This is a genomic window from Thermoflavifilum thermophilum (assembly GCF_900116565.1).
Taxonomy (GTDB): domain Bacteria; phylum Bacteroidota; class Bacteroidia; order Chitinophagales; family Chitinophagaceae; genus Thermoflavifilum; species Thermoflavifilum thermophilum.
The window spans coordinates 1324395-1347799 of sequence record NZ_FPCJ01000001.1 but is presented as its reverse complement, the minus strand read 5'-3'; the positions used below and the strand labels follow the sequence as shown (position 1 = coordinate 1347799).

Here is a 23405-nt window from a genome sequence, read left to right as displayed (position 1 = left end):
CCAAAATGCAGGCTCCGGGAGGAATCCTTCCTGTTCCACGTGAAACATCAGGGTTCACACCCGAAATCTTCCACCACCCAAATTTGTCCGGCTTTATTTCTCAACACCACAATCCCTGTGCTCCGGTATTGGGGATTCAACAAATTATGCCGATGGCCAAAATCGGGTACACCTTCATCAATCAGCCAATCAGCCAGCACTTCTTCCGGTGTCCGGTTCAGCCCGGTATACAGATTTTCAGCCCCACAAGCTATTCCGGCCTGCCGGAACCTGGCCGCAAAATCCATCCCGTTGCTCATGGTATGGGAAAGCCGGCCGTGCTGATGGTTGACAATATCGTTAGCGAGTAAAAAAGCGGTACGCCGCAGGCGATCATCCGAACGGAAAGAGGGCAAAGGGGGGCAATGCAGGATTTCTTTCCGGAGAGAATTCACATATTTGGCTGTCACATGGATGGCAGTTTCCTGCCGGAGATAGGGCTCAACCACCTGGCGGTAAAACCGGGGAGGATCAGCCCGAAGCTGATTGACCAGATCCAGCAAGGCTTGCTCCATGGCTTCATCTCTGGATATATCTTCCTCCGGAATAACAGGTGGGTAAAGATTTTCGGCTGGCCTCGTGGGTATAGGTGCAAAAGCAAGCACAATAAACAAGGAGAGAACCCCCCAAAACCTGAGAATAGGAAAAACCTGCATAAGAAACCTTTTACCGGAAAGCTTGTTATCAAATTTCATGCTGTTTCACGTGAAACATTTCATGAAGCAACAATCAATTGATGCCAAAACTCAAGATAAACATCTTCCCTGGCCCGCATGCGATAGCGATCTGCTTCCTTATGATCATCATACCCACACAAATGCAGCGCTCCATGAAAAATGACGCGAATAAGCTCGTCTTCAAAGGGCACTCCAAACTGTTGAGCATTCTCCCGCACCCTTTCCACGCTGATGTAAATTTCCGCCTCAATAGGATCACCGGGAAATGGAGTGAGATCAAAAGTCAAAATATCTGTATAGGTATCGTGCTGGAGATACTGCTGATTCAGCTCCCACAAAAAGGCGTCGCGGCAAAACACATATAAAAGCCTGCGCAAAGGTTTTTGCTCCTGATCAAATAGATAAGAAAGCGCCTGCCGGACGCGATTCTTTGTCAGCGGCGGGTGAAAAGGATTTTTTACTTCATTCACGGCAAATGAAATGCGGGGAGTTGCCATTCGTCCACGAGTATAAACCATGTGAGTACAAAAGTCTGGTTTTTCCTGTAGATTTGTCCCGAATTTCATTGCACATGATCCGGTTATCTGCCCTCGGCATTGGAAAAAAAGCCATTATCCGCTCCTTTGAAGAAGACGATATTTACCTGAAACTCATGGAGATGGGCTGTGTACCTGGCGAATTGGTGGAAGTCCAAAAAATTGCCCTTTTCGGAGATCCGATTTCTATTTCGGTGGCGGGCTATCACCTGAGCCTCCGTAAAAAAGAAGCGGATCATATCTGGGTTGAAGAAATCCTGGAAAAACAAACTTCCCAATATTGATTTTAATTCAGATTCCGGAATTCAGAGGGAGAAAGTCCTACCTTTTGTTTGAACAAACGCGTGAAATGCTGGGGATAGCGAAAACCCAATTCATACGCTACCTCGCCAACCGACTTGCTGTAATCAAATAATTTTTCCTTAGCGGCTTCGATAAGCTTTGACTGGATATATTCCTGGGCAGTTACGCCTGTTTCTTTTTTCACCAAATCCCCGAAATAATTGGGGGATAGATGCAGCAACCCGGCAAATTGCGCCACAGTAGGAATACCTTCTTCTGCAATCTTGCCGGAATACAGGTATTCATGCAACAGCGCCTCAAAGCGTTCCAGAATGCCCCGGTTCGCCTGCTCGCGGGTAATGAACTGCCTGTCATAAAACCGCACGCAATAATTGAGAAACAACTCAATGTTAGACACAATTAAGGTGCGGCTGTGTTTATCCACTGGTCGCAAGAGTTCCTCCTGAATTTTGGTAAAACAGCCTATGACAATTTCCCGTTCTCGTTCTGAGATGTGCAATGCTTCGTTGGACTGATATCCAAAAAAGGTATATTCATGCATATGCTTGCCGAGAGGTGTGCCATGAATCAGATCGGGATGGAAGGCCAAAGCATAGCCTTTTGGCTGCACATCGGGACTTCGGTTCACCCCCACCACCTGCCCCGGGGCAATAAATACCAGGGTTCCTTCCTGATAATCATAAGTAGCTCGGCCATACGTCAGGTCACCGCATTTAACGTCTTTGAGAAAAATCACATAAAACCCAAAATACAGCTTTGATCCCTGCCTGGCTGGACTGGGTGCTCTGGATAAATCAATCACCGTCACCAGCGGATGCAGGGTTTCCTGCTGATAAGCCTGATTATACTGGGCAATGGTTTCAAAACGAATCAAAGGTTCCATGAGCTTATATTTTCGTTATCCAAATTTACGGCCTCTTTGCGGGTTCCTTTTGTATGAACGCCGGAAAACCGGAATATGGGTAAAGAAATCCGGAATGTATATACCTGCATTAAAATCCGGCTAAGGAATTTTGCGTCGGGAAACAGTTCAAATACAGGACAAATGGAAATGATTACCTTGAATAACGGGGTCAAAATGCCTATCTTGGGATTCGGGGTCTTTCAGATCTCAGACCTTGAAGTGTGCGAAAGAAGTGTTCTTCATGCTTTGCAAACAGGCTACCGGCTCATCGATACGGCAGCGGCATATATGAACGAAGAAGCGGTGGGCAGGGCTATCCGTAAAAGCGGAGTGCCCAGAGAAGAATTATTTATCACCACCAAACTCTGGATCCAGGATGCCGGCTATGAAAAAGCCAAACTGGCTTTCCGGAGATCGTTGAAAAAACTCCAATTGGACTATCTGGATCTTTACTTGATTCATCAGCCTTTCAACGATGTGTACGGCGCCTGGCGGGCGATGGAAGAACTATACCGGGAAGGCAAAATCCGCGCTATTGGTGTGAGCAACTTTTTGCCCGACCGATTGATGGACTTGATTTGTTACAATGACATTACCCCAGCGGTAAATCAGGTGGAAACACATCCATTCCACCAGCAGGTAGAAAATCAACGATTTATGGAATCGCTTAGGGTGCAAATCGAATCCTGGGCACCTTTTGCAGAAGGGAAAAACCAGATTTTTGAAAACCCCGTCCTGGTGTCGATTGCCCGAAAACACCAGAAATCGGTTGCCCAGGTGATCCTGCGCTGGCTCATCCAGCGACGCGTGGTCGTGATTCCTAAATCCGTTCACCCGGAAAGAATAGAAGAAAACTTTCGGGTCTTTGATTTTACGCTGGATGAGGAGGATATGCAGGCCATTCGGCAACTGGACACCCATCAGAGCTTGTTTCTGGATCATCGCGATCCGGAAAGAGTGAAATGGTTCAGCACCTTGAAATTTCCTTTATGAAGCATGGCAAAACCATATGGATCACGGGGTCGTCCGACGGATTGGGCATGCTGGCTGCCCGTGAGCTGGTGCAGGCCGGTCACCGCGTCGTGTTGCATGCCCGCAACCCCGAACGGGCCCGACGGGCCATGCAACAGGTGCCGGGTGCCGTTGATGTGCTGGTGGGAGATTTGACTCAACCAGAAGAAGTGAAACGCCTGGCAGAAGCCGCCAACCAAATCGGCCGCTTTGATGTGGTGATTCACAATGCCTGGGTCTATCGGGCTTCGTCGCGAGACCTTTTCATGGTTAATGTGCTGGCTCCCTATATGCTGACCAGCCTGATGCTTAAGCCCGAACGATTGATTTACCTGAGTTCCGACATGCACTGGCAAGGAAAAGCGCAGCTTAACCTGGATCCAGACCGGGTTAGTTATGCCGATTCCAAGCTCTATGTGCTCATGCTATGCCTGGCCGTAGCTCGCTTGTGGCCCGACGTACTGGCCAATGCGGTAAACCCAGGCTGGGTACCCACAAAAATGGGCGGTGCCCATGCTCCGGATGACCTGGAAAAAGGTCATCAAACCCAGGTCTGGCTGGCTGTCAGCAATGAAAGCGAAGCGAGGGTTTCCGGTAAATATTTTTTTCACCAACAACCCCAGCCCTTTCATCCGGAAGCGTCTAACGAAAAGCTGCAGGACCACTTGCTGAAGCAATGCCAAAAACTATCGGGAGTGGTTTTTCCAAAAAACACTCCTGCCAACAGAGAGCATTATTACTAACCCAATCAAAACTGATATTGATATGCGTGCCACAATGATGTATGGAGCCAAAGAAGTCCGGGTAGAACAGGTGCCCGATGCTCGGATTGAACAACCTACAGATGCGCTGGTCCGCGTGGTGCGGGCCTGTATTTGCGGAAGCGACTTATGGCCTTACCGGGATCCGCAACGCAAGGAAACCGGATGGCAAATTGGGCATGAAGCCATTGGCATTGTGGAAGATGTAGGCCGGGAAGTGAGCACGGTGAAGCGAGGTGATTTTGTGATTATGCCTTTCGCTTATTCCGATGGGCATTGTGAATTCTGTGCAGAGGGCTTGCATACCGCCTGCGTGCACGGAGGCTTTTTTGGAACAGGCCAGGTGGCCGGCGCTCAAGCTGAGGCCGTGCGCGTTCCCCTGGCCGATGGGACGTTGTACCGGCTACCCACAGTTCCCCACGAAGCCTTATTGGGCTCCCTGCTTACGCTGTCTGATGTGATGGGCACCGGCCATCATGCCGCCGTGGTTGCCCGGGTGAGCCCGGGTAAACGGGTGGCCGTGGTGGGCGGAGGTGCTGTGGGATTGTGCGGCGTCCTGGCAGCCAAACGCCTGGGTGCTGAACAGATCATCTTGCTGGACCGCCATCCGGACCGGATCGAGCTGGGGAAAGCCTTTGGTGCTACCGATGTGGTCACGGAACGGGGAGAGGCCGCTGTAGAACGGGTGATGTCGCTCACCGGCGGGCGAGGCGTGCACTCCGTACTGGAATGTGTGGGTACTGAAGAAGCGATGCATACCAGCATACTGATTACCCGACCGGGTGGCGCTATTGGCCGGGTGGGCGTGCCTCATTATGAAACAATCCCTGCTTCCGGGCCGGCATTCTACAAAAACATCACGGTGGGCGGCGGACCCGCACCAGCCCGGGCATATATCGATGTATTGCTTCCCGATGTGCTGGAAGGCCGTATTGAACCTGGTCGGGTCTTCGACCGAATCATCGGACTGGACGAAGTACCAGAAGGATATCGCGCCATGGATCAACGCCAGGCCATCAAAGTCATGATTAAACCCTAACAAACCATGGAAAAAACATCGTGGACAAAAGATGTGTTACGTCAGATCGTAGAGGCCGATGATTTGCATATTTCCCCTCTACGCGAAGATGGCATCACTTACGGCACCCCCACGTGGATCTGGTGCGTGGCAGTAGAAGGAGAACTCTATGTGAGGGCCTACCATGGCCTACAATCCAGCTGGTACCGGGCAGCCGTTCGCCAACAGGCCGGACGAATCCGTGCTGCCGGCCAAACCTGGCAGGTGCGTTTCGAACCGGTGAATGATTCCTCCCTATTGGACCGGATTGATGAGGCTTACCGGATAAAATACAAAGGCAGTCCTTATTTGAACCCTATGATTGGTACCAGCGCCCGGGCTGCCACCGTACGCATCATCCCGGATCTGGCAGACATATCAACCTATTCCTCCTGAACCGAAACGCATAAAAAAACCCGGCTACCAGCAGATATGAACCGGGAGCAGAAAACGGCGTATGCATGGAAAATTTTTTGTTCACTTAAAAACTTACAACCGCTATGGACATCATCAGAATAGGCACACAAGCGTCCCGGAAGGGACCGGCCGACTGGTTCACCGGAGATGTGCGGATTGATCCGTTATTCGATCCCAACGAAGCCCGGCGAGCTGCTGCATCGCTGGTTACATTCGAACCAGGCGCCCGAACAGCCTGGCACACCCATCCGTTGGGACAAACACTGATTATCGTGAGTGGATGCGGATGGGTGCAAAAGGAAGGTGGTCCCCGCGAAGAAGTACATCCGGGCGATATCGTGTGGTTTGCCCCCAATGAAAAGCACTGGCACGGCGCCACCGCTACTACCGCCATGTCGCACATTGCCATTCAGGAAAACCTGAACGGACAGGTAGTGACCTGGCTGGAAAAAGTAAGCGACGAACAATATTTAAACTCTTGATTTTTTCATCTTAAAAAACGAATTAAATGATGCAACAAAGAAGCTTAGGAAACAGCGGCTTGCAGGTCTCGGCTATGGGGCTGGGCTGCATGGGCATGAGCTTCAGCTATCCGCCCTTTCCGCCAAAAAGCGAAATGATTCGCCTGATTCGTACAGCCGTGGATGAAGGCATCACGTTCTTCGATACGGCCGAAGTCTATGGCCCTTATGCTAATGAAGAGCTGGTGGGAGAAGCGCTGGAGCCTGTACGCCGGCAGGTGGTGATTGCCACCAAATTTGGCTTTGAGATTCAGGACGGGAAAATGGTGGGGCTCAACAGCCGGCCGGAACACATTCGCAAGGCTGTGGAAGGGTCGTTAAAAAGACTTCGCACCGACGTCATTGACTTGCTTTACCAGCACCGGGTGGACCCACAGGTGCCTATTGAAGACGTGGCCGGCACGGTAAAGGATTTGATTCAGGAAGGCAAAGTCCGTTATTTTGGCCTTTCAGAAGCCGGCGTAAAAACCATTCGCAGGGCACATGCCGTTCAACCCGTCGCTGCCTTGCAAAGCGAATATTCGCTGTGGTGGCGGGAACCGGAAATTGAAATCCTTCCTGTGCTCGAGGAGCTGGGCATTGGTTTCGTTCCTTTTAGCCCTCTTGGAAAAGGATTTTTGACCGGCGCTATCAAGGAAGATACGCCATTGGATCCGAATGATTTCCGAAACACCATTCCTCGTTTTAAAGAAGAAAACCGCAAGGCCAACTTAGCACTGGTAGCACTTCTGGAGCAAATAGCCCGTGAAAAGCAAGCCACGCCGGCCCAAATTGCCCTGGCCTGGCTATTGGCGCAAAAACCCTGGATTGTACCCATTCCCGGCACGACCAAGCTCCACCGCCTGCGGGAAAATATCGGCGCAGTAAACATCCAGTTGTCTGCCGAAGACCTCCGGCAAATCCGGGAAGCCCTCAGTAAAATCCCCATACAAGGCGAACGTTACGGCGAAGCTCAGCAAAAACAAATCGACCGCTAAGCCCTTTATTGCTCAGATGTATTCATTTTCCTGTTTCTGTTCCGGCTGTTGTACCTGAGAAAGGTGCACGGCCGGAAAAGGGAAATGATTGCCAGAACCGCTCAAAAACATTGCATCATGCATATCAAACATTGGTTTTGGATATCTCTTTTCAGCACCGGATCCTTTTCAGCTTTTTCCCAGACGAACGATAGCACCAAAAAGCTGTATCATTTTTCCGGATCGGCAACGGTTACCAACAATGGCATTTCGCTGGTGCCGAATTTTTCATTGAACCGGCCAGCAGCCATTTTCCTGCTTTCCTATGGTGGGAAAAGATTCTCGATAGATCCGGATATCCGTTTTTCACTCGATGCCAAACCCTGGATCATGCTCTTCTGGGCGCGATATCAGATGATACCAGAAGGAAAATTTCAGCTGCGTGCAGGGGCCCATCTGGGTTTGAATTTTCAAATCAGCAACTTGCCAGTAAACGGAACACCTACGGAACTCAATGTAGTCAGAAGATATTTGGGAACAGAACTGGTCCCTTTGTATCGTATATCTCCCAGGATGCGCGTAGGCGCGTATTATCTGTATGCCCGCGGATTAGACCCGGGTACAGTAGGCAATACTCAGTTTGTCTCACTCCAAACCAACCTGAATCTTATGTCACTCACAAAGCGATTCTATTTGAATGTTACGCCTCAGCTTTATTACCTAAACCAGGATGGCCTGTCAGGCGAATATCTGAATGTGAATATCCAGATGGGAATGCATCGTTTTCCTCTTTCGCTATCTTCCACGTTGAATCAAAAATGGCATTCCCAGATTGCAGGGAAAGGTCTGATCTGGAACTTCAGCATAGTGTATACATTCAACCAAATCTTGACTATCCCATCTGTTCGGGGGGGTACAGAATAAGTTGACCATACAGGCAAGCGTTCCACTAAAAATATTACCTTCGAAATGGCTGAACCCCAACACGATGAACCGAGCCGAATGGCACGATGCCATACGATTCCTGAAAAAGGGCACAGCCCGGCGATATTTGAACGCTGCCCGGGTGCTAAGCAGTTATTTTCTAAGCAAATGGACGCACCGGCCCATCCAGTGGGGCATGCCCATTGCCTTGTCAATCGAGCCCACCACAGCCTGCAACCTTCGCTGTCCGGAATGTCCCAGCGGACTGCGGGCTTTTACCCGGGCAACGGGAAAAATCAATCCCGCATTTTTCAAAACCGTGATCGATGAATTGCACAAGGAGTTGTGGTATCTGATCTTTTATTTTCAAGGGGAACCTTATCTTCATCCCCAGTTGCTGGAAATGGTTGCTTATGCGCATCAGAAGGGTATTTACACAGCCACTTCCACCAATGCGCATTTTCTGGATGCTATGCATGCCCGGCAAACCGTAGAAAGTGGGCTCGATCGGTTAATCATTTCCATTGACGGCACCACGCAGGATGTCTATCAGCAATATCGCCGGGGTGGTCATCTGGACAAGGTGCTGGCGGGAGCCCGGGAAATTGTGAAATGGAAACAGCAATTGCACTCCCCTACCCCGTATGTATTTTTCCAGTTTTTGGTGGTAAAACCCAATCAGCATCAAATTCCCGAAATCAAAAAGCTGGCCCGCGAAATCGGAGTGGATGGCGTGCGATTCAAAACCGCCCAAATTTATGATTACCAGAACGGACACCCCCTGATCCCGGATCTGGAGCATTATTCCCGGTACAAAAAGATGCCCGACGGAACTTATCGAATAAAAAACAAATTATCCAACCAATGCTGGAAGCTCTGGCATTCGCCGGTTGTAACCTGGGATGGCTGGGTGGTTCCCTGTTGCTTCGATAAGGACGCCCAGCACAAAATGGGAAGCCTGAAAGAAAATTCCTTTCGGGAAATCTGGCATAACGAAACCTACACCCATTTTAGGCAACAACTGCTCAAGGGGCGCAAACACATTGATATATGCCAGAACTGCAGCGAGGGGACACGTGTGTGGGGATAATCAGGTCTTTGCCTGATGGGATTTTTGCTTTTCCCTCCAGTCTGCAATTTTTTTCAGCAGCCACAACTGCGCTATGGAAAAAAGAAATGTATATATCCCCGACGAGCGTCCCTTTTTTCTGAACAACACCTGCAGCAAACTTTTACCCAGGCCTTTGCTGGTATCCAAAACAGTATTCCAGATCAGCTCTCCGCTATGGTTGTACACATACACCCATTGGCGGGCGAGTGCTTCTTCCTGTTCTGCACAGGCTTTTCGCAATCTGCGGTATTCAGCCTTTAATTCTTCAAAAGCATCTTTGGATGGCATACATGCAGTTTAATGTTCCTCGTTTTCGTCCAGGAAAGTATGAATCACCAGATTGGCGATAGGACGCAAAAAAAGCTGCCTGCGGAATATATAAATCAGGATAAAAAGCAGGATATAGAGCGCGGCCACCATCAGGAAACCCAATGCATAGCTGCCCATCCATGCTCCCAGCCAATATCCCAGGGCTATTCCCAGAAAAATCACCACCAGCAGCACGATAAAGCCGGCAAGCAGCACGCCGAGAATCAGGCTGATGGCTTTTACCAATCGTATCAACAGCCGGGTTCGCACAAGGGCAATGCGCGTCTGAACATATTGTAACAACAGCTTGCGCAATTCCTCCAAAACAGTAAACAAATTCTCGTTCATATACTCGGCTTATGATGCATCTTCCTGTGAGGTCATTTCCTGCAGCCAGGAAGCCCCTTTATCCAGCTGATCTTCGATATCGGCTCGCCACTTGTTCAGTTTTGCTTTCATTTCATCTACAATTTCATCTACCTTTTCGGAATGCAGGAAATAGCCAATAATAGCGCCCACAGCGACCCCCAGCAAAAAAGCGCTGGTATCTTTCCATTTCGAATCTGCCATATGTCTGAAATTTTACAAAGGTTTGTGTAGCTCAAATTACGCAAAACCTTCTTTATCAACAATTGTGCATGAGGTTTTCATCTGTAATAATGGCTGTTTTCGATTTCCCGTGCTACGGAATCTGGTACCAGATAGCGGATGGGCTTACCTTCCCGGATGCGTCTCCGGATCAGGGAAGCTGAAATATCCAGCAAAGGAGCCTGAACGATTTGGCCTTGTGGAGGTAAATCTTCTGGTTTTACCGGAAAACCCGCGCGCGGATAAATGTAAAAACCCACGTGTGCCTGAATCCAGCCTGCATTTTTCCACCTGGGAAAATTCTGCAGGCTGTCGCTTCCCATAATCAAGGCAAACTGGTGGTGGGGATATTTTTCAAACAAATAAGCCAAGGTATCGGCGGTATAGGAAGGTTTGGGCAGGGAAAATTCCACGGCAGAGGCTTCCAGCCGGGGATCGCCGTCCACAGCCAGCTGTACGAGATGCAGGCGCTGATATTCATTTAGCAGGGAACCTGTGGGTTTAAACGGATTTTGCGGGCTCACCATTAGCCAGACCTTATCCAGATCGGTTTCATAAGCCATATAGCTGGCTATGATCAGGTGCCCGTGATGGATGGGATTAAATGAGCCAAAGAAAAGTCCAATTTTCATGTTGACAAGCCGGAGTATGGAGGTTTGCCGACAAAATTGCGGAAATTCTGTAGGTTTGCAGCCGAAAAACTTCTGCCTGCAGGCAGAAAAGCCTCCTTAGCTCAGCTGGTTAGAGCGGCTGTTTCGTAAATAGCAGGTCGTGGGTTCAAATCCCATGGGAGGCTCCAGTTGTTTATAGGTATTTTTCTCCTATATTTCGTTTGACTTCCGCGACATATTCTTTGATCTCCTGTTCGTGGTCTTTCTTGCAAATGAGTAACACATCGGGCGTGTCTACCACGATGAAATCATCCAGTCCCTGCAGTACCAGCAGGCGCTGGCCACTGCTGTGCACCATGCAACGGGTAGCATCTACAATCAACACATCGCGGGCAGCCACCGCATTTTCCAAATAATCGCGGGGCATGTTTTCATAAGCCGAATTCCAGGTGCCCAGGTCGCTCCATCCGAAATCGGAAGGGATGACATACACATTTTCAGCTTTTTCCATGATGGCATAATCAATGGAAATATTGGTGCATTGTGCATAAGTCATCTCCATCACTTCCGGTTCTTCGGGCGTGAGCATCGCTTCAGAAGCCGCTGAAAAAAGCTCATACATCTCCGGCTGCAGCCGCTGAAAGGCTTCCAGGATTTTTCGCACATCCCAGGCAAATATCCCGGCATTCCAGAGGAAATCGCCGCTTTTCAGAAATGTCTTGGCCAGTTCCAGATCGGGTTTTTCGGTGAAAGTTTTGACTTTGAAAATATGGTCAATGTTTTTCTGGGGTTCATATTGAATATACCCATAACCGGTATCGGGCCTCGTGGGCTTAATGCCAAAGGTGAGCAATGCATCCCGGCCATTCACAAACTGGAACGCTTCCAGGCAGGTTTTGGTGAAACTGGTTTCTTCCAGAATCAGGTGATCGGCCGGTGCAAAAAGCAAATTGGCATGCGGATCCTGTTTGTGAATCCTGAATGAAGCATAAGCGATGCAGGGAGCTGTGTTTTTGCGCGAGGGTTCGGCCAGGATATTTTCTTCCGGCAAATCAGGTAATTGCTCTTTGACAAGTGGGACATACTGATGATGGGTAATGACCAGGATATTTTCCGGTCGCATGAAACGAAGAAAACGGTCGTAGGTGTGCTGAATCAAAGTTTTTCCTGTGTTCAGGATGTCGAGAAACTGCTTGGGCTTATCGGCCCGGCTTACTGGCCAAAACCGGCTTCCAATGCCACCAGCCATAATGATCACATAAGCATGTTTATTCATGACAGAAGTTTCTTTATATCAATCCTTCCCGGATCAGATCATGCAGATGGATGATGCCATCGTATCGACCGTTGGAGTCCAGCACCACCACCTGGGTAATATTGTGCTGACGCATCAGCTGCAGGGCTTCCACGGCCAGTGCATCCCGGTGAATGGTTTTCGGTTGCATGGTCATCACATCGCGGGCCTTGAGTTGCTGAAATTGTTCATATTTTTCCATCATGCGCCTTAAATCCCCGTCGGTAATCACCCCCACCAGTTTATCCTGATGCACCACAGCCGTAATGCCCAGCCTGCCGCCTGTCATCTCCAGAATGACTTCCCGAATGGAAGTATCCGGGCTGACGCTGGGTTTGGCGTTGTGCACAGAAAGATCCCTGACCCGCAAATACAATTTTTTTCCCAGGGTGCCTCCTGGATGAAATTTAGCAAAATCTTCCGCACTAAAACCCTTAAGGCGAATCAATGCCGTAGCCAGCGCATCGCCCATGGCCAGCTGCGCTGTGGTGCTGGAAGTAGGTGCCAGGTTGTTGGGGCAGGCTTCCTGGCTTACGGTGGTGTTGAGTACAAAATCAGCCTGTCGGGCTAAAGAAGATTGCATATTGCCCACAATGGCAATAACCGGGGTACGAAAGTTTTTAATCAGTGGCAAAAGCACTTTGATTTCCGGCGATTCTCCGCTTTTGGAAAGCATGATAACCACGTCTTCTGGCTGAATCATACCCAAATCGCCATGAATAGCATCGGCTGCATGCATGAATATGGCCGGCGTACCGGTTGAGTTAAAGGTGGCAACAATTTTCTGAGCAATAATGGCACTTTTACCGATACCGGTAATCACTACTTTCCCCGGACAGGAAGCAATCAACCGTACAGATTGAATAAAGGCATCGTCCAGATAGGCAATTATTTGCTGCAGGGCTTCTGCTTCTTTGGCAAGTGTGTTCCGGGCGATATCCAGAATTTCTGCATCCGTCAACGCAGGCAAATCCGTATGCCGGGAGGGGTGGGCCATAACGGTTGCGAAATTCGGATAATTCTATCAGTTTTTATTTCACCCGCCAGCTGTTCTGACCCGATTGAAACAAAACCATTCCTTTGAAACGGTACGCCCCTGATGGAAGCTGCATGTCTGTCCCGGAGGAAGAAATCCGGGCATATGCTCCGGATGCCGTGACTGAGCGGAACAAGGATGCCGACTGGCGGAAGCTTCCGGAAAGAATATAATTCTGTATGGCCTGCAAATTCGCATCCCGCAAATCGCCCCAATTTAGGTCAATATAATCGGGTTGCAGGCTGTTGGGTGGAATTCCCTGGAAATAATTGCCTTCACCGTTGGCATTTTGTGTTTGGAAATTCACATCATACAAATCAGCCAGGTGTTGTACCCGGCCCAGGGAATCATAATCGCTGATGGACCATTGAAAAAAGCCAACGGGTTTTCCGTAGGTAGTATCGCCCACCGTGAGTACAGACATATACGGCTTCAGGTTGTTAAAGGTTAATTCGCTGGCTGAAACGGTATTGCGGCTGGTAATGAAAAACACATGATCCAGCTGAAGTCCGCCAGTTGCATTTCCAAAATATACTTTCTGCGGAAATCCATTCAGTTGATCCAGATAGGTAGTAATCCGGTCGTTATACACATAGCTGTACATAAGCTTACCGGCTGCACTGGTCGGCGCCAGTAGGCTGTCCAAATAAGCAACCGTGGTTACCGAACCGCCCGTATTGTATCGTTCATCCACAATCACATCTTTTACCCCGGCAGATTTGAATTGGGTGAAGACTCGATCCAGTTCATTTTTGGTTTCGGTGGGATTGCCATTGGCATCGTACACATCAATGAATTGATTGAACACAAAATAGCCCACAGGCTTGCTTCCAAAATAAAATACCGTATCAAAAAGCACCGGCGTCAGGGTGTAATTGGTAGCCGTGATGGTGAGGGTGGTGCTGGTGCCATCTGGTTTTTTAAAGGTAAACTGGGCCGAATTGCTGTTGTAGAGTGCATTGGAAAGTGTTGTGGTACTGAAGTTGGTAGCTCCATTCACGGCTGTCAGTTGCCAGCCGCGCTGTACGCCCTGCTGACCGGCAGAAGAATTTTTATACACATACAGCACAAACCAGTAAATCTGATTATTAGCCTGTGCCGGGGCTACTTCAAAACCCATATCCCCGTTGGTGGTTCCCGATGAAAGCGGTATTCCCGGCGAAAATCCAAGTCCGCTCTGCCCGTTTTGAATCTGGCTGGAAATCTGTCCGGTGCGATCCAGAAAACTGTAACGATCTGATGGGTTTTGAGGGAAACTGATGATATAGTTCAGCAAGTCTTCTGCTTTAGGAAACGACGCACTAAAAGGATCAATGTTCGTAGGCACCGCTTTGTACCAGAGGTATTGCGGGATTTTGGTTACTGTATCTGCTCCCTCGGTAATGGTGACCAGCATGAGCCGGTGGATATAATATTTCAGGGAATCTTCATCGCGGGAACCCAGAACAGAAGATCCGGAGTTTTGCTGAGATGTATCGGTAGCTGGTTGTGCGTCCTGGTGTTTGCGGCAACCTGTCTGCCATACAGCAGTACCAAGCAGCAACAAGCTACAAGCAAAAACTGGCAACCAATCGCTTATCCGGATCTTTTTTGTTTTTCGGATCAAATGGCGGAGGGGCATAGGAAAAATACAACGTCAAAAAAATGAAACATCTTTTGAATGCACTACCTGAGATAAGGCTTAAACATACCAGCAGCCCGGTAATTTACCATCCCTTCAAAACGCTTCAGGGGCAAACTTCCTTGAATTACCCGGTATTGTTGTGGCTGACTTGCTAACCGGGCAGCGGATGTGGTTCGGTAATTGCCAGTGGTCAGATAATTGAACACATCCTGCAGATTGGGATCATTGGGGTCTCCCCAGTTGTAACCTATGTAGTCGTATTCCAGTTTATTCGGCACCATTCCGGTGAAATAATCCCCATATCCTGTGGCATTTTTTGTCTGAAAATTCACGGAATATAGATCGGCAACATGTTTTTGCGTTCCGGCGGAATCATACTCAATAGGCCATCCAAAAAAGCCCACAGGCTTCCCATAAGTAGTATCACCTACCAGTTGCACATCCATGTAAGGCTTCAGGTTGTTAATCGTAAGCTCACTGGCCGATACAGTATTGCGTGAGACAATAAAAAACACATGTTCCAAATTGAAGGAGCCTGTATTCTGAAAATTAATATTAATGGGTAATTGGAGATCACTCGCATGAGCTGTGAGCCGATCATTGTACACATAAGTATACATAATCTTTCCATTGGCGCTGGCTGGAGCCAATGTGTTGTCAATGTATTCAGCCGTTGAAACAGCTCCTCCGCCATTGTAACGTTCATCTATGACGATGCTGCTAACAGCTGAATCTTTAAATTTTTGAAAAACAGCATCCAATTCATTCTTCGTTTCAGTAGGATTGTTATTGGAATCGTATATGTCAATAAATTGGTTAAATACAAAATAGCCCACTTTTTTCCCATTGGACAAAGTATACACCGTATCAAACAACACCGGATTTACTTGATACTGTGTGGCCTGGATGGTGAGGGTAACAGACGAACCATCCCGCTTTTTGAAAGTAAATTGTGCACTTTGTGAATTGTAGAGTGCATTCACCACCAGGTTTTGATCTGAAATATTGGTATTTCCATTGATGGCTGTAATCTCCCATCCCCGTTGTACGCCCTGCTGACCGGCAGAAGAATTCTTATACACATACAACACCACGAGATGAAGTTGATTATTATTATCGTAAGCATAAGCCGGCTGAAAACCCATATCTCCCGTGATTCCCCCTTGAATCAAACCAGAAACCGCACCCTGCCTGTCCAGAAAACTATAACGATCAATAGCTTTTCCTGTTTGCGGATTTATAGGATAACTAATGATGGCATTTAATAAATCTTCTCCCTTGGGATATTTAGTATCATCGAAAGGATTGATGGTGCTGGTGGGCACCTGATGATACCACAGGTACAATGGCAAAGAATCATGATAATAAGCCATTGCTCCATCGTCGAATGTAACGAGCATGTAGTGATAAATGTAGTATTTCAGGGAATCTTCTTCAGAGATCGTGTTGGATGTAGGAGGATTGTTGTTATGATTTTTTTTGCAACCCGCACCAGCAGCCAATATCAATCCCAATAACAAAGAACTTAATACATTTCGAGAAAAAAAAGATCTTTTCATAGGTGGATGCATTTATTTCACAATCATGAACGTAAAAAAGGCTAAAAAGGTTGTGAATATACAAGACAAATTACAAAAAATATTAAAATTTACCCGGCAGAAATTTCCAGCATGCGGGCCAGAGGACGATAGGCTCTTTGACGCAAATCTTCATCCAGCACAATTTCCGGTTGTTCATATTTCAGGCAGAGATACAGTTTTTCGAGGGTATTCAGCTTCATGTGTGGACAGTTATTGCAGGCGCAATTATTCTCTGGGGGTGCTGGGATAAAAGTTTTATCTGGATAATGCTTTTCCATCTGATGCAGAATACCAGCCTCTGTAGCCACAATATAGGTGTTAGCTGTATCCCTTCCCACAAAATTCAACAATCCCGTGGTGCTTCCAATATAATCAGCCATACTAAGCACAGCTTCCTCACATTCCGGGTGGGCAATCAATTTGGCATCCGGATAGCGCATTTTGAGTCGGGTGATTTTTTCAACGGAAAATATTTCATGCACCATACAGGAACCATTCCACAGAAGCATATCCCGGCCGGTCTTTTTAATCAAATATTTTCCGAGATTTTTATCCGGTGCAAAAATGATAGGCTTTTCCGGCGGTACACTGCGGATGATTTTTTCAGCGTTGGATGATGTGCAAATGATATCGCTCAGGGCTTTCACTTCGGCTGAACAATTGATATAGGAAATCACCACATGATCGGGATATTGTTCTCGAAACCTCCGGAAAGCATCGGCAGGTGCACTATCAGCCAACGAACATCCGGCCTTCAGGTCAGGCAAAACCACTTTTTTATCGGGACAAATGATTTTAGCCACCTCTGCCATAAAATGTACCCCGGCAAACACAATCATCCGCGCATCCGTACGAGCCGCTTCCTGAGACAATCCCAGGCTATCACCAATATAATCAGCCAGGTCCTGAATTTCAGACTCCTGATAATAATGCGCCAGAATGACGGCATTTTTTTCCCGCTTTAAAGCCTGGATTTCTTCAACCAGATTCAGATACGGATCAACAGGTCGTTGCAAGTATCCATAGGTTGCTAATTCATTTTCCACAGTTGTAATCATGGTGATAATAATTGATATTGGAAAGTTATTTTAAAAAGCCTATTACTATTAACCTTGTGGATATGTGGAGAAAAATTTAACGATCTGCTTGCAAAATTAGATATTCATCATGTGTGGAGGTTTATTTCACTTGATTTCCACACGTGGAATTTCATAACAGCAAAGCAATTTTTTGGTTTTTCACGGAAAGTGGAAAACCGGGTAGTGGATAAAATGCTTTTACCGATTGAGTGGAAAACCGCTTTTTTAAAAGGAACAGATCGGGTAAAAAATCAGAGCGTAGAAGCAGAATGAGGGTAAAAACGCATCCGCGGGATGGTTTTTCCTGGTTTATACTCAACTCATCCACAACAGTTGAACGGTTTTTTAAGCTTTAATTCACATGCAATGGCTGTGTGTTGGGTTTTGCCGGTACAGGTATTTTATTCTATTTTTGCTTGCCTCAAAATAGAAATTAAATTTTTAATATGTCGGTTATTCAGAAGATTCGGGAGAAATACGCTACCCTGATGGTGGTGGCCATCTGTGTAAGCTTGATTGCTTTCTTGTTGATGGATGCCTTTGTGGGTCCGCGCTCTTTTTTTCATCACAGCAATGATGTAGCGGTCATCAACGGAGAGGGAATTCCTATCACGGAATTCAGTAATATGGAGCAGGAAGCCGAGAATGCTGCCCGCCAGCAGAATCCAAACCTCACGGAGGATGCCCGCCAGCAGATCCGGGAACAGATATGGAACCAGCTGTTGAGCGATGTGATTTTGGGTGATGAATATCAAAAGCTGGGCATTATGGTTACCAATGAAGAAATTGTGGATCGGACGGCTACACCCGATGCAGATCCGCAGATTCAAGCCATTCCGATTTTCAAAAATCCGCAGACAGGCGAATTCGATCCGGGTCGGGTGGTACAGTTCATCCGCAATATGGATCAAGATCAGACAGGCCAGGCCCGGCAATTCTGGAATCAGATACAGCAGTATTTGTTGCGTTCCATTCCCCAACGCAAATTTTATGATCTGGTCAGGCAATCCATTTATTATCCCAAGTGGCTTGCCCAGGTAGATCTGCAGGACCGCAGTACAAATGCCACGGTTCATTATGTGTCTGTTCCCTATTCCACGATTCCCGATAGTGCCGTGAAATATACAGACCAGGAGCTTCAGCAGTATCTTGATACACATCAGGCATTATTTAAACAAGAAGCCAGTCGCGGTATTGAATATGTGTCTTTTGATGTGATTCCCACGCCGGCTGACAGTGCACAGATTTTAAAACAACTGAACACCCTGAAAACAGACTTTCAGCAAACCACGCTTCAAAACCTGCCAGGTTTCATCAACCGCAATTCTGATATTCCTTTTTACGATGGTTATCAACCCCAAGATCGGCTGATGACTTCCCAGCGCGAGGAAGTGTTTGCGCTGGCGCCTGGACAAATAATGGGTCCTTATCTGGATAATGGAAGTTATACCATTGCCAGGATGATAGACAAGAAAGTATTACCCGATACAATGGAAGTTCGGTTGATATTGATCAGTACTCAATCCACCCCCGACTCTATAGCCAAACAGCGGATTGACAGCATAGCAACAGCCATCGAACACGGAGCTTCATTTGATCAGTTAGCTTTGCGATATTCAGATGATCCAGGCAGCCGTCAGCAGGGTGGGCATTATACCTTCAGTGCAGAACAGGTGCAGGATCCTAATTTCAGTCCGGAAGTCAGGCAGTTTATTTTGTTTGATGGAAAAAAAGGAAGTCATGAAGTGGTGAAAAGCAGCCTGGGATATTTTTACATTCAAATTCTGGATCAGCGCCATTTTCAACCCATGGCCAAGGTGGCCTTTTTATCAAAACAAATTGTACCCAGTCAGCAAACAGATAATGAAGTATTCAGCCAAGCCAGCCAGTTTGCCGGAATGAGCCAGACGCGCGAAGCCTTTGAACAAAACGCGCGCAAGCAAGGATTAACTGTACGTCAAGCCGCGGAAGTATATCCCACTGATTATGTGATTCCAGGGATCGGTCAGGCGCGCGCACTCATTCAGTGGATGTACAATGACGCCAAACTCAATCAGGTGTCGAATGTATTCAGCCTGAACAATCGCTATGTGGTGGCCGTGTTAACCCAGATCCGCAAAAAAGGCGTGGCTCCGCTGGCAGAAGTCAGGCCGCAAATAGCTGCTGAAATCATCCGACAGAAAAAAGCTAAGATGATAGCAGAAAAAGTTGGCAAACCCGCTTCACTGGATAGCCTTGCTTCCCAATGGAAGTTTTCGGTACAGGAAGCCCAGCACGTCAATTTCACAGCTCCTTATGTGCCGGGTGCAGGATTTGAACCGAAGGTGATCGGTTATGTGTTTTATCGTCAGCTTAAGCCTCACACAATTTCGCCGGCAATTCCAGGTAACAATGGGGTGTATTATCTGCAGGTAGATTCGCTTTATCAGGAAGCGCCAGGCATTTCTGCAGAAAGCCTGCGCCAAAATATGGAATCCACTCGCCAGTCCGATATCATCGCCCAGTTGTTCGATATGCTAAAAGAAAACAGCCACATCGTAGATAATCGAATCAAATATCAGTAAACCCGGGCGTGAAAATAGGGATATATTCTTATGAATCTGAGAATGGCGGCAAATGTACGCGTTCATACGCATCCAGTTTATCTACATCGAGGATGGTAGTCGATTGATCGGCAGATTCGTGGTACATGGGCACGAAGCGAGCGCCAAATATGATTTCATCGAAGGTATAAGAGGTTTTTTGAACTACCGTTGTAGAGAAAACTTCATCAAAGCCAGAAACCTGTACATAAAGCTCTGCTTCGGCATGTGCAAGGTCTTCTGTGGTGAAGCCGCGCAGCGGGCTATTTTCATTGATTGGATGCACCACCGTCCAGTTCATGTTCAGGGTATCAATGCGATATCTTTCTAAATTCAAAGCATAGAATTTGTACACTTGTTTGCCTTGCTCTTCTATGTTCAGCCCCAGATTTACCCGCACCGAGGCATCGATTAAATTGTGTTTGTCTTTATAGCATACCATGCGAAACATTAAGCCCACGCCTTCCTGATAGGGCGCGATAAGTGCGTGTTTGCTGAAGCGCAGGTATGCACGCGGGCGGGCAAAACGTCCATACACCAATCCCGTTACAATGGCAAAAGTCATCAACCCACATAACGCTTCAAAAGAAGCCGTAAGGCTGGTCCAGAATCCAACGGGACTGACGTGTCCATAACCCACTGTGGTGAGGGTTTGTGCGCTAAAGAAAAAGGTTTCTGAAAATCGTCCCGCAAAATCACGGGAAACCACGCCATTCAGGTGCTCGGTACCCAGTGCGATATATAGCAGGGCAAACAAAAAATTAATGGCGATGAAAAAAAGCATGATGATGCCAATAAACGCCCACAGTGGCATGGCAATCAGACTTTGAAACACGCTGATGCGCGTGAAGAAAGGAACGCCGCGCTTGATGAGGTTGTAAGATCCATCTTTGTTCAAAAATCGTCCGCCATAACTGGAGGGATTGGTGCCGAAACCAGTATCGGGGTTTGGCGTGGAGCGTGGATTGATGCGTTTGCGCAATGCCATATTGAAAATTTGGAAAAATTATGAATCTAAACAACAAGGTAGATATTAAACGGCTTTGCGTGCACACAAAAGAAGGGTGGAATATTAGATCTGTCGCAAACAAAAACCCCGATGAGGCTTTTGCGACATCGGGGTACAATGAAAATATTTGAATTGTAGATTATTCACATTGCCCAGGCGTGCTGGCCAGGCTTCAGCGGGATACAACCCTCATATTTTCCGGGTATGGGCACATAAACCAATGCTTTTGTGGCGCCGGGTTCGGAAGTAAAGAATCCAAGCAGGGTAAGCTCCTTAAAAGTGCGATAGAAATAGGAAACCGGATCATGGGAGTCTTTTGTGTTTTGCTCACCCAATACGTGTTTTTCCACGGTAGTCAGATATTCCTTTTGCTGAGCTGGCGAGCAATTGGGGAATAACTTTCCATATTGCTGTTCACATTGATGGTTGAATGCATTTAAGCCTTCCAGGAATTGGCTACGCTCATCATCCGGATAGCATTCGTTGATCATCATCACCACAAAATCCGGGACGCCTGCATCCAGGGCTCCAGGCGTATCAGTCCGTGGCAAAATCAGGTCGGCAAGCGCGGTAATGGTTTGCTTGTGGGTATCGGTAAAATGATCGGTAATGTTTTCCGGTTCATGGTGGCAACTGTCGAGCACAATGCTCAGGGTACCAGCCGAAAGGGCGCCACCCATGAGCAAGGCAACCTGGCGAATAGCTTCACGACGATTCATGGTGGAAGAATTTTAAGGATGAACAATCAGATATTTCCTTTTTTCAGTTCTCGCACAGCATAATCGGCGGCTCTGGCCGTAAGCGCCATATAGGTTAACGATGGGTTTTGGCAGGCAGACGAGGTCATACATGAGCCGTCGGTGATGAATACGTTTTTGACATCGTGCATCTGGTTGAAAGCATTCAGCACAGAAGTTTTGGGATCGCGACCCATGCGGGCGGTGCCCATTTCGTGAATAGCCATGCCCGGCCAGGAGCCAGCATCGAAGGTCTTTACGTTTTTGCAACCGGCGGCTTCCAGCATTTCAGCGGCATCGTTCATCATATCTTGCCGCATCTTTTTTTCGTTTTCGCGGAACTCACAGTCGATGTTCAGGACTGGCAGGCCCCATTTGTCTTTCTTGCTGTAGTCGAGCGTCACTTTATTTTCGTAGTAGGGTAATGTTTCGCCGAAGCCACCCAGCCCCATCGTCCAAATACCCGGTTTGGAGATTTCTTCCTTGAAATCAGCACCAAAGCCCATTTCGGCCACACCCCTTTGCCAGTTTTCCCGGCTGGCACCGCCCTGGTACCCAAAGCCCCGGATATAATCGCGCTTTTCTTTTCCAATGTTGCGGAAGCGGGGAATGTAAATGCCATTGGCTCTACGCCCGAAATAATATTGGTCTTCAAATCCTTCCATTTCACCGGAGGCACCGCAACGGAAATGGTGATCCATGAGATTATGACCTACCTGGCCGCTGCTATTGCCCAGTCCGTTGGGAAATGCATCGGAAGTGGAATGAAGCAGGATCCAGGTTGTGCCCAGGGTAGATGCATTCAGGAAGATGATGCGGGCATAAAACTCATAGGTCTGCATGGTTTCCGCATCCAGCACACGCACGCCGGTGGCACGTTTTTTATCCTTGTCGTACATCACTTCGGTGACAATGGAGTAAGGTCGAAGCGTGAGGTTGCCGGTGGCCATGGCTGCCGGCAGCGTGGCTGATTGGGTGCTGAAATAGGCGCCGTATGGACAACCGCGGCTGCATAGATTTCGGTACTGGCAATTGCTGCGCCCATTGTGGGGAACCGTGAGGTTGGCACAGCGGCCTATGATCATGCGGCGTGGCGTGTTTTTAAACTTTTCATTGATGCGCTGCGCCACCACTTTTTCCACACAATTCATTTCCATTGGAGGCAGAAATTTTCCGTCCGGCAGCTGGGGCAGGCCATCGCGATTGCCGCTGATGCCTGCGAAAGATTCCACGTAATCATACCAGGGAGCAAGGTCTTTATAGCGAATAGGCCAATCCACACCCACACCATCCCGGAGATTGGCTTCAAAATCCAGATCACTCCAGCGATAGCTCTGTCGGCCCCACATCAGCGAGCGGCCGCCCACATGATATCCGCGAAACCAATCAAACCGTTTGGTTTCGATATAAGGATTTTCAAGATCGTTTACCCAGAAATCCGGATTGAATTCACTGTAAGGATAGTCGCGCGACTGAACAGGATGGGTGCGACGCATTTCATTTGTCAGACGCCCACGATGTTTGAATTCCCAGGGCGCTTTCATGGCCGTGGTGTAGTCAACAACGTGTCTGATGTTACGGCCACGTTCCAGGAGTAAAGTCTTTAATCCTTTTTCGGTAAGTTCTTTGGCTGCCCAGCCACCGCTGATGCCACTGCCCACCACAATGGCATCGTAGGTGTTTTGTTTGACGGCTTCGGTATTCAGGTTCATATACACATAGGTTTTGGGTAATAAAAA

Annotated in this window: 25 protein-coding genes and 1 tRNA gene; 11 read left to right on the top strand and 15 right to left on the bottom strand. The window is 47.9% G+C overall.

Annotated elements, in window-relative coordinates; translation table 11 throughout:
• Nucleotides 1-47: 47 nt before the first annotated feature.
• Together BM367_RS05805 and ybeY are read right to left on the bottom strand one after the other, a co-directional pair.
• Complete coding sequence (locus BM367_RS05805) at nucleotides 48-695, bottom strand: CAP domain-containing protein (protein WP_177224121.1); 648 nt, start codon at nucleotides 693-695, stop codon at nucleotides 48-50.
• A gap of 59 nt (nucleotides 696-754) precedes the next feature.
• Nucleotides 755-1234: an rRNA maturation RNase YbeY gene (gene ybeY / locus BM367_RS05800; RefSeq protein ID WP_222842572.1), complete on the bottom strand. Its 480-nt coding sequence runs from the start codon at nucleotides 1232-1234 to the stop codon at nucleotides 755-757.
• A gap of 53 nt (nucleotides 1235-1287) precedes the next feature.
• Here ybeY and BM367_RS05795 point away from each other — a divergent pair, with 53 nt between their 5' ends.
• Nucleotides 1288-1536 (top strand): FeoA family protein, encoded by a 249-nt coding sequence (locus tag BM367_RS05795; protein WP_092458855.1) that lies wholly within the window; start codon nucleotides 1288-1290, stop codon nucleotides 1534-1536.
• Between the two features lie 2 nt (nucleotides 1537-1538).
• Here BM367_RS05795 and BM367_RS05790 read toward each other — a convergent pair whose 3' ends face one another.
• Entirely contained in the window at nucleotides 1539-2438 is a 900-nt protein-coding gene (locus tag BM367_RS05790; protein WP_092458853.1) for a helix-turn-helix domain-containing protein, read from the bottom strand.
• Nucleotides 2439-2600: 162 nt separating this feature from the next.
• On the opposite strand from BM367_RS05790, the gene BM367_RS05785 reads away from it, so the two are divergent.
• From BM367_RS05785 to BM367_RS05750, 8 genes are all read left to right on the top strand, one after another.
• A complete protein-coding gene (locus BM367_RS05785) occupies nucleotides 2601-3452 on the top strand; it encodes an aldo/keto reductase (protein WP_092460931.1) in 852 nt (283 codons plus the stop codon).
• Complete coding sequence (locus tag BM367_RS05780; protein ID WP_092458850.1) at nucleotides 3449-4213, top strand: SDR family NAD(P)-dependent oxidoreductase; 765 nt, start codon at nucleotides 3449-3451, stop codon at nucleotides 4211-4213. The genes BM367_RS05785 and BM367_RS05780 overlap by 4 nt, the downstream gene beginning before the upstream one ends.
• 22 nt (nucleotides 4214-4235) lie before the next feature.
• A complete protein-coding gene (locus BM367_RS05775) occupies nucleotides 4236-5270 on the top strand; it encodes a zinc-dependent alcohol dehydrogenase family protein (protein WP_092458848.1) in 1035 nt (344 codons plus the stop codon).
• Between the two features lie 6 nt (nucleotides 5271-5276).
• Nucleotides 5277-5684, top strand: coding sequence for a DUF2255 family protein (locus tag BM367_RS05770; RefSeq protein WP_092458846.1), 408 nt, complete (start codon nucleotides 5277-5279; stop codon nucleotides 5682-5684).
• 104 nt (nucleotides 5685-5788) lie between these two features.
• Nucleotides 5789-6187: a (R)-mandelonitrile lyase gene (locus BM367_RS05765; protein WP_092458844.1), complete on the top strand. Its 399-nt coding sequence runs from the start codon at nucleotides 5789-5791 to the stop codon at nucleotides 6185-6187.
• A 26-nt stretch (nucleotides 6188-6213) separates the two neighbouring features.
• Nucleotides 6214-7203 carry an aldo/keto reductase gene (locus BM367_RS05760; RefSeq protein ID WP_245759909.1) on the top strand — a complete coding sequence of 330 codons (990 nt, stop codon included), beginning with the start codon at nucleotides 6214-6216 and terminating at the stop codon, nucleotides 7201-7203.
• 117 nt (nucleotides 7204-7320) lie between these two features.
• Nucleotides 7321-8106: a hypothetical protein gene (locus BM367_RS05755; RefSeq protein WP_092458842.1), complete on the top strand. Its 786-nt coding sequence runs from the start codon at nucleotides 7321-7323 to the stop codon at nucleotides 8104-8106.
• Nucleotides 8107-8170: 64 nt separating this feature from the next.
• Nucleotides 8171-9196 (top strand): SPASM domain-containing protein, encoded by a 1026-nt coding sequence (locus BM367_RS05750; RefSeq protein WP_092458840.1) that lies wholly within the window; start codon nucleotides 8171-8173, stop codon nucleotides 9194-9196.
• Here the strand turns inward: BM367_RS05750 and BM367_RS05745 are convergent, their stop codons facing one another.
• From BM367_RS05745 to nadD, 4 genes are all read right to left on the bottom strand, one after another.
• Nucleotides 9197-9505: a hypothetical protein gene (locus BM367_RS05745; protein ID WP_092458838.1), complete on the bottom strand. Its 309-nt coding sequence runs from the start codon at nucleotides 9503-9505 to the stop codon at nucleotides 9197-9199.
• Between the two features lie 9 nt (nucleotides 9506-9514).
• Nucleotides 9515-9874, bottom strand: coding sequence for a phage holin family protein (locus BM367_RS05740; protein WP_092458836.1), 360 nt, complete (start codon nucleotides 9872-9874; stop codon nucleotides 9515-9517).
• Between the two features lie 9 nt (nucleotides 9875-9883).
• Nucleotides 9884-10096, bottom strand: a complete 213-nt coding sequence (locus BM367_RS05735; RefSeq protein ID WP_092458834.1) for a Z-ring associated ZapG family protein — start codon at nucleotides 10094-10096, stop codon at nucleotides 9884-9886.
• A gap of 77 nt (nucleotides 10097-10173) precedes the next feature.
• A complete protein-coding gene (gene nadD / locus BM367_RS05730) occupies nucleotides 10174-10746 on the bottom strand; it encodes a nicotinate (nicotinamide) nucleotide adenylyltransferase (protein ID WP_092458832.1) in 573 nt (190 codons plus the stop codon).
• A gap of 90 nt (nucleotides 10747-10836) precedes the next feature.
• Between nadD and BM367_RS05725 the strand changes: the two genes are divergently transcribed.
• Nucleotides 10837-10913, top strand: a tRNA-Thr gene (locus tag BM367_RS05725).
• Nucleotides 10914-10918: 5 nt separating this feature from the next.
• On the opposite strand, the gene BM367_RS05720 is transcribed toward BM367_RS05725, so the two are convergent.
• From BM367_RS05720 to nadA, 5 genes are all read right to left on the bottom strand, one after another.
• On the bottom strand, nucleotides 10919-12001 hold the full coding sequence (locus tag BM367_RS05720) for a mannose-1-phosphate guanylyltransferase (RefSeq protein ID WP_092458830.1): 1083 nt from the start codon (nucleotides 11999-12001) through the stop codon (nucleotides 10919-10921).
• Between the two features lie 13 nt (nucleotides 12002-12014).
• Nucleotides 12015-13016, bottom strand: coding sequence for a KpsF/GutQ family sugar-phosphate isomerase (locus BM367_RS05715; protein WP_092458828.1), 1002 nt, complete (start codon nucleotides 13014-13016; stop codon nucleotides 12015-12017).
• A 34-nt stretch (nucleotides 13017-13050) separates the two neighbouring features.
• On the bottom strand, nucleotides 13051-14622 hold the full coding sequence (locus tag BM367_RS05710; protein ID WP_177224120.1) for a S41 family peptidase: 1572 nt from the start codon (nucleotides 14620-14622) through the stop codon (nucleotides 13051-13053).
• Between the two features lie 98 nt (nucleotides 14623-14720).
• Nucleotides 14721-16238: a S41 family peptidase gene (locus BM367_RS05705; protein WP_177224119.1), complete on the bottom strand. Its 1518-nt coding sequence runs from the start codon at nucleotides 16236-16238 to the stop codon at nucleotides 14721-14723.
• A gap of 89 nt (nucleotides 16239-16327) precedes the next feature.
• Nucleotides 16328-17317, bottom strand: a complete 990-nt coding sequence (nadA, locus tag BM367_RS05700) for a quinolinate synthase NadA (protein ID WP_092458822.1) — start codon at nucleotides 17315-17317, stop codon at nucleotides 16328-16330.
• Between the two features lie 467 nt (nucleotides 17318-17784).
• Here nadA and BM367_RS05690 point away from each other — a divergent pair, with 467 nt between their 5' ends.
• A complete protein-coding gene (locus BM367_RS05690; protein ID WP_092458818.1) occupies nucleotides 17785-19902 on the top strand; it encodes a peptidylprolyl isomerase in 2118 nt (705 codons plus the stop codon).
• 28 nt (nucleotides 19903-19930) lie between these two features.
• On the opposite strand, the gene BM367_RS05685 is transcribed toward BM367_RS05690, so the two are convergent.
• From BM367_RS05685 to BM367_RS05675, 3 genes are all read right to left on the bottom strand, one after another.
• Nucleotides 19931-20908, bottom strand: a complete 978-nt coding sequence (locus BM367_RS05685; protein WP_092458816.1) for an ion channel — start codon at nucleotides 20906-20908, stop codon at nucleotides 19931-19933.
• A gap of 164 nt (nucleotides 20909-21072) precedes the next feature.
• Entirely contained in the window at nucleotides 21073-21648 is a 576-nt protein-coding gene (locus BM367_RS05680) for a gluconate 2-dehydrogenase subunit 3 family protein (RefSeq protein WP_092458814.1), read from the bottom strand.
• Nucleotides 21649-21674: 26 nt separating this feature from the next.
• Nucleotides 21675-23378 (bottom strand): GMC oxidoreductase, encoded by a 1704-nt coding sequence (locus BM367_RS05675; RefSeq protein WP_092458812.1) that lies wholly within the window; start codon nucleotides 23376-23378, stop codon nucleotides 21675-21677.
• Between the last annotated feature and the right edge of the window lie 27 nt (nucleotides 23379-23405).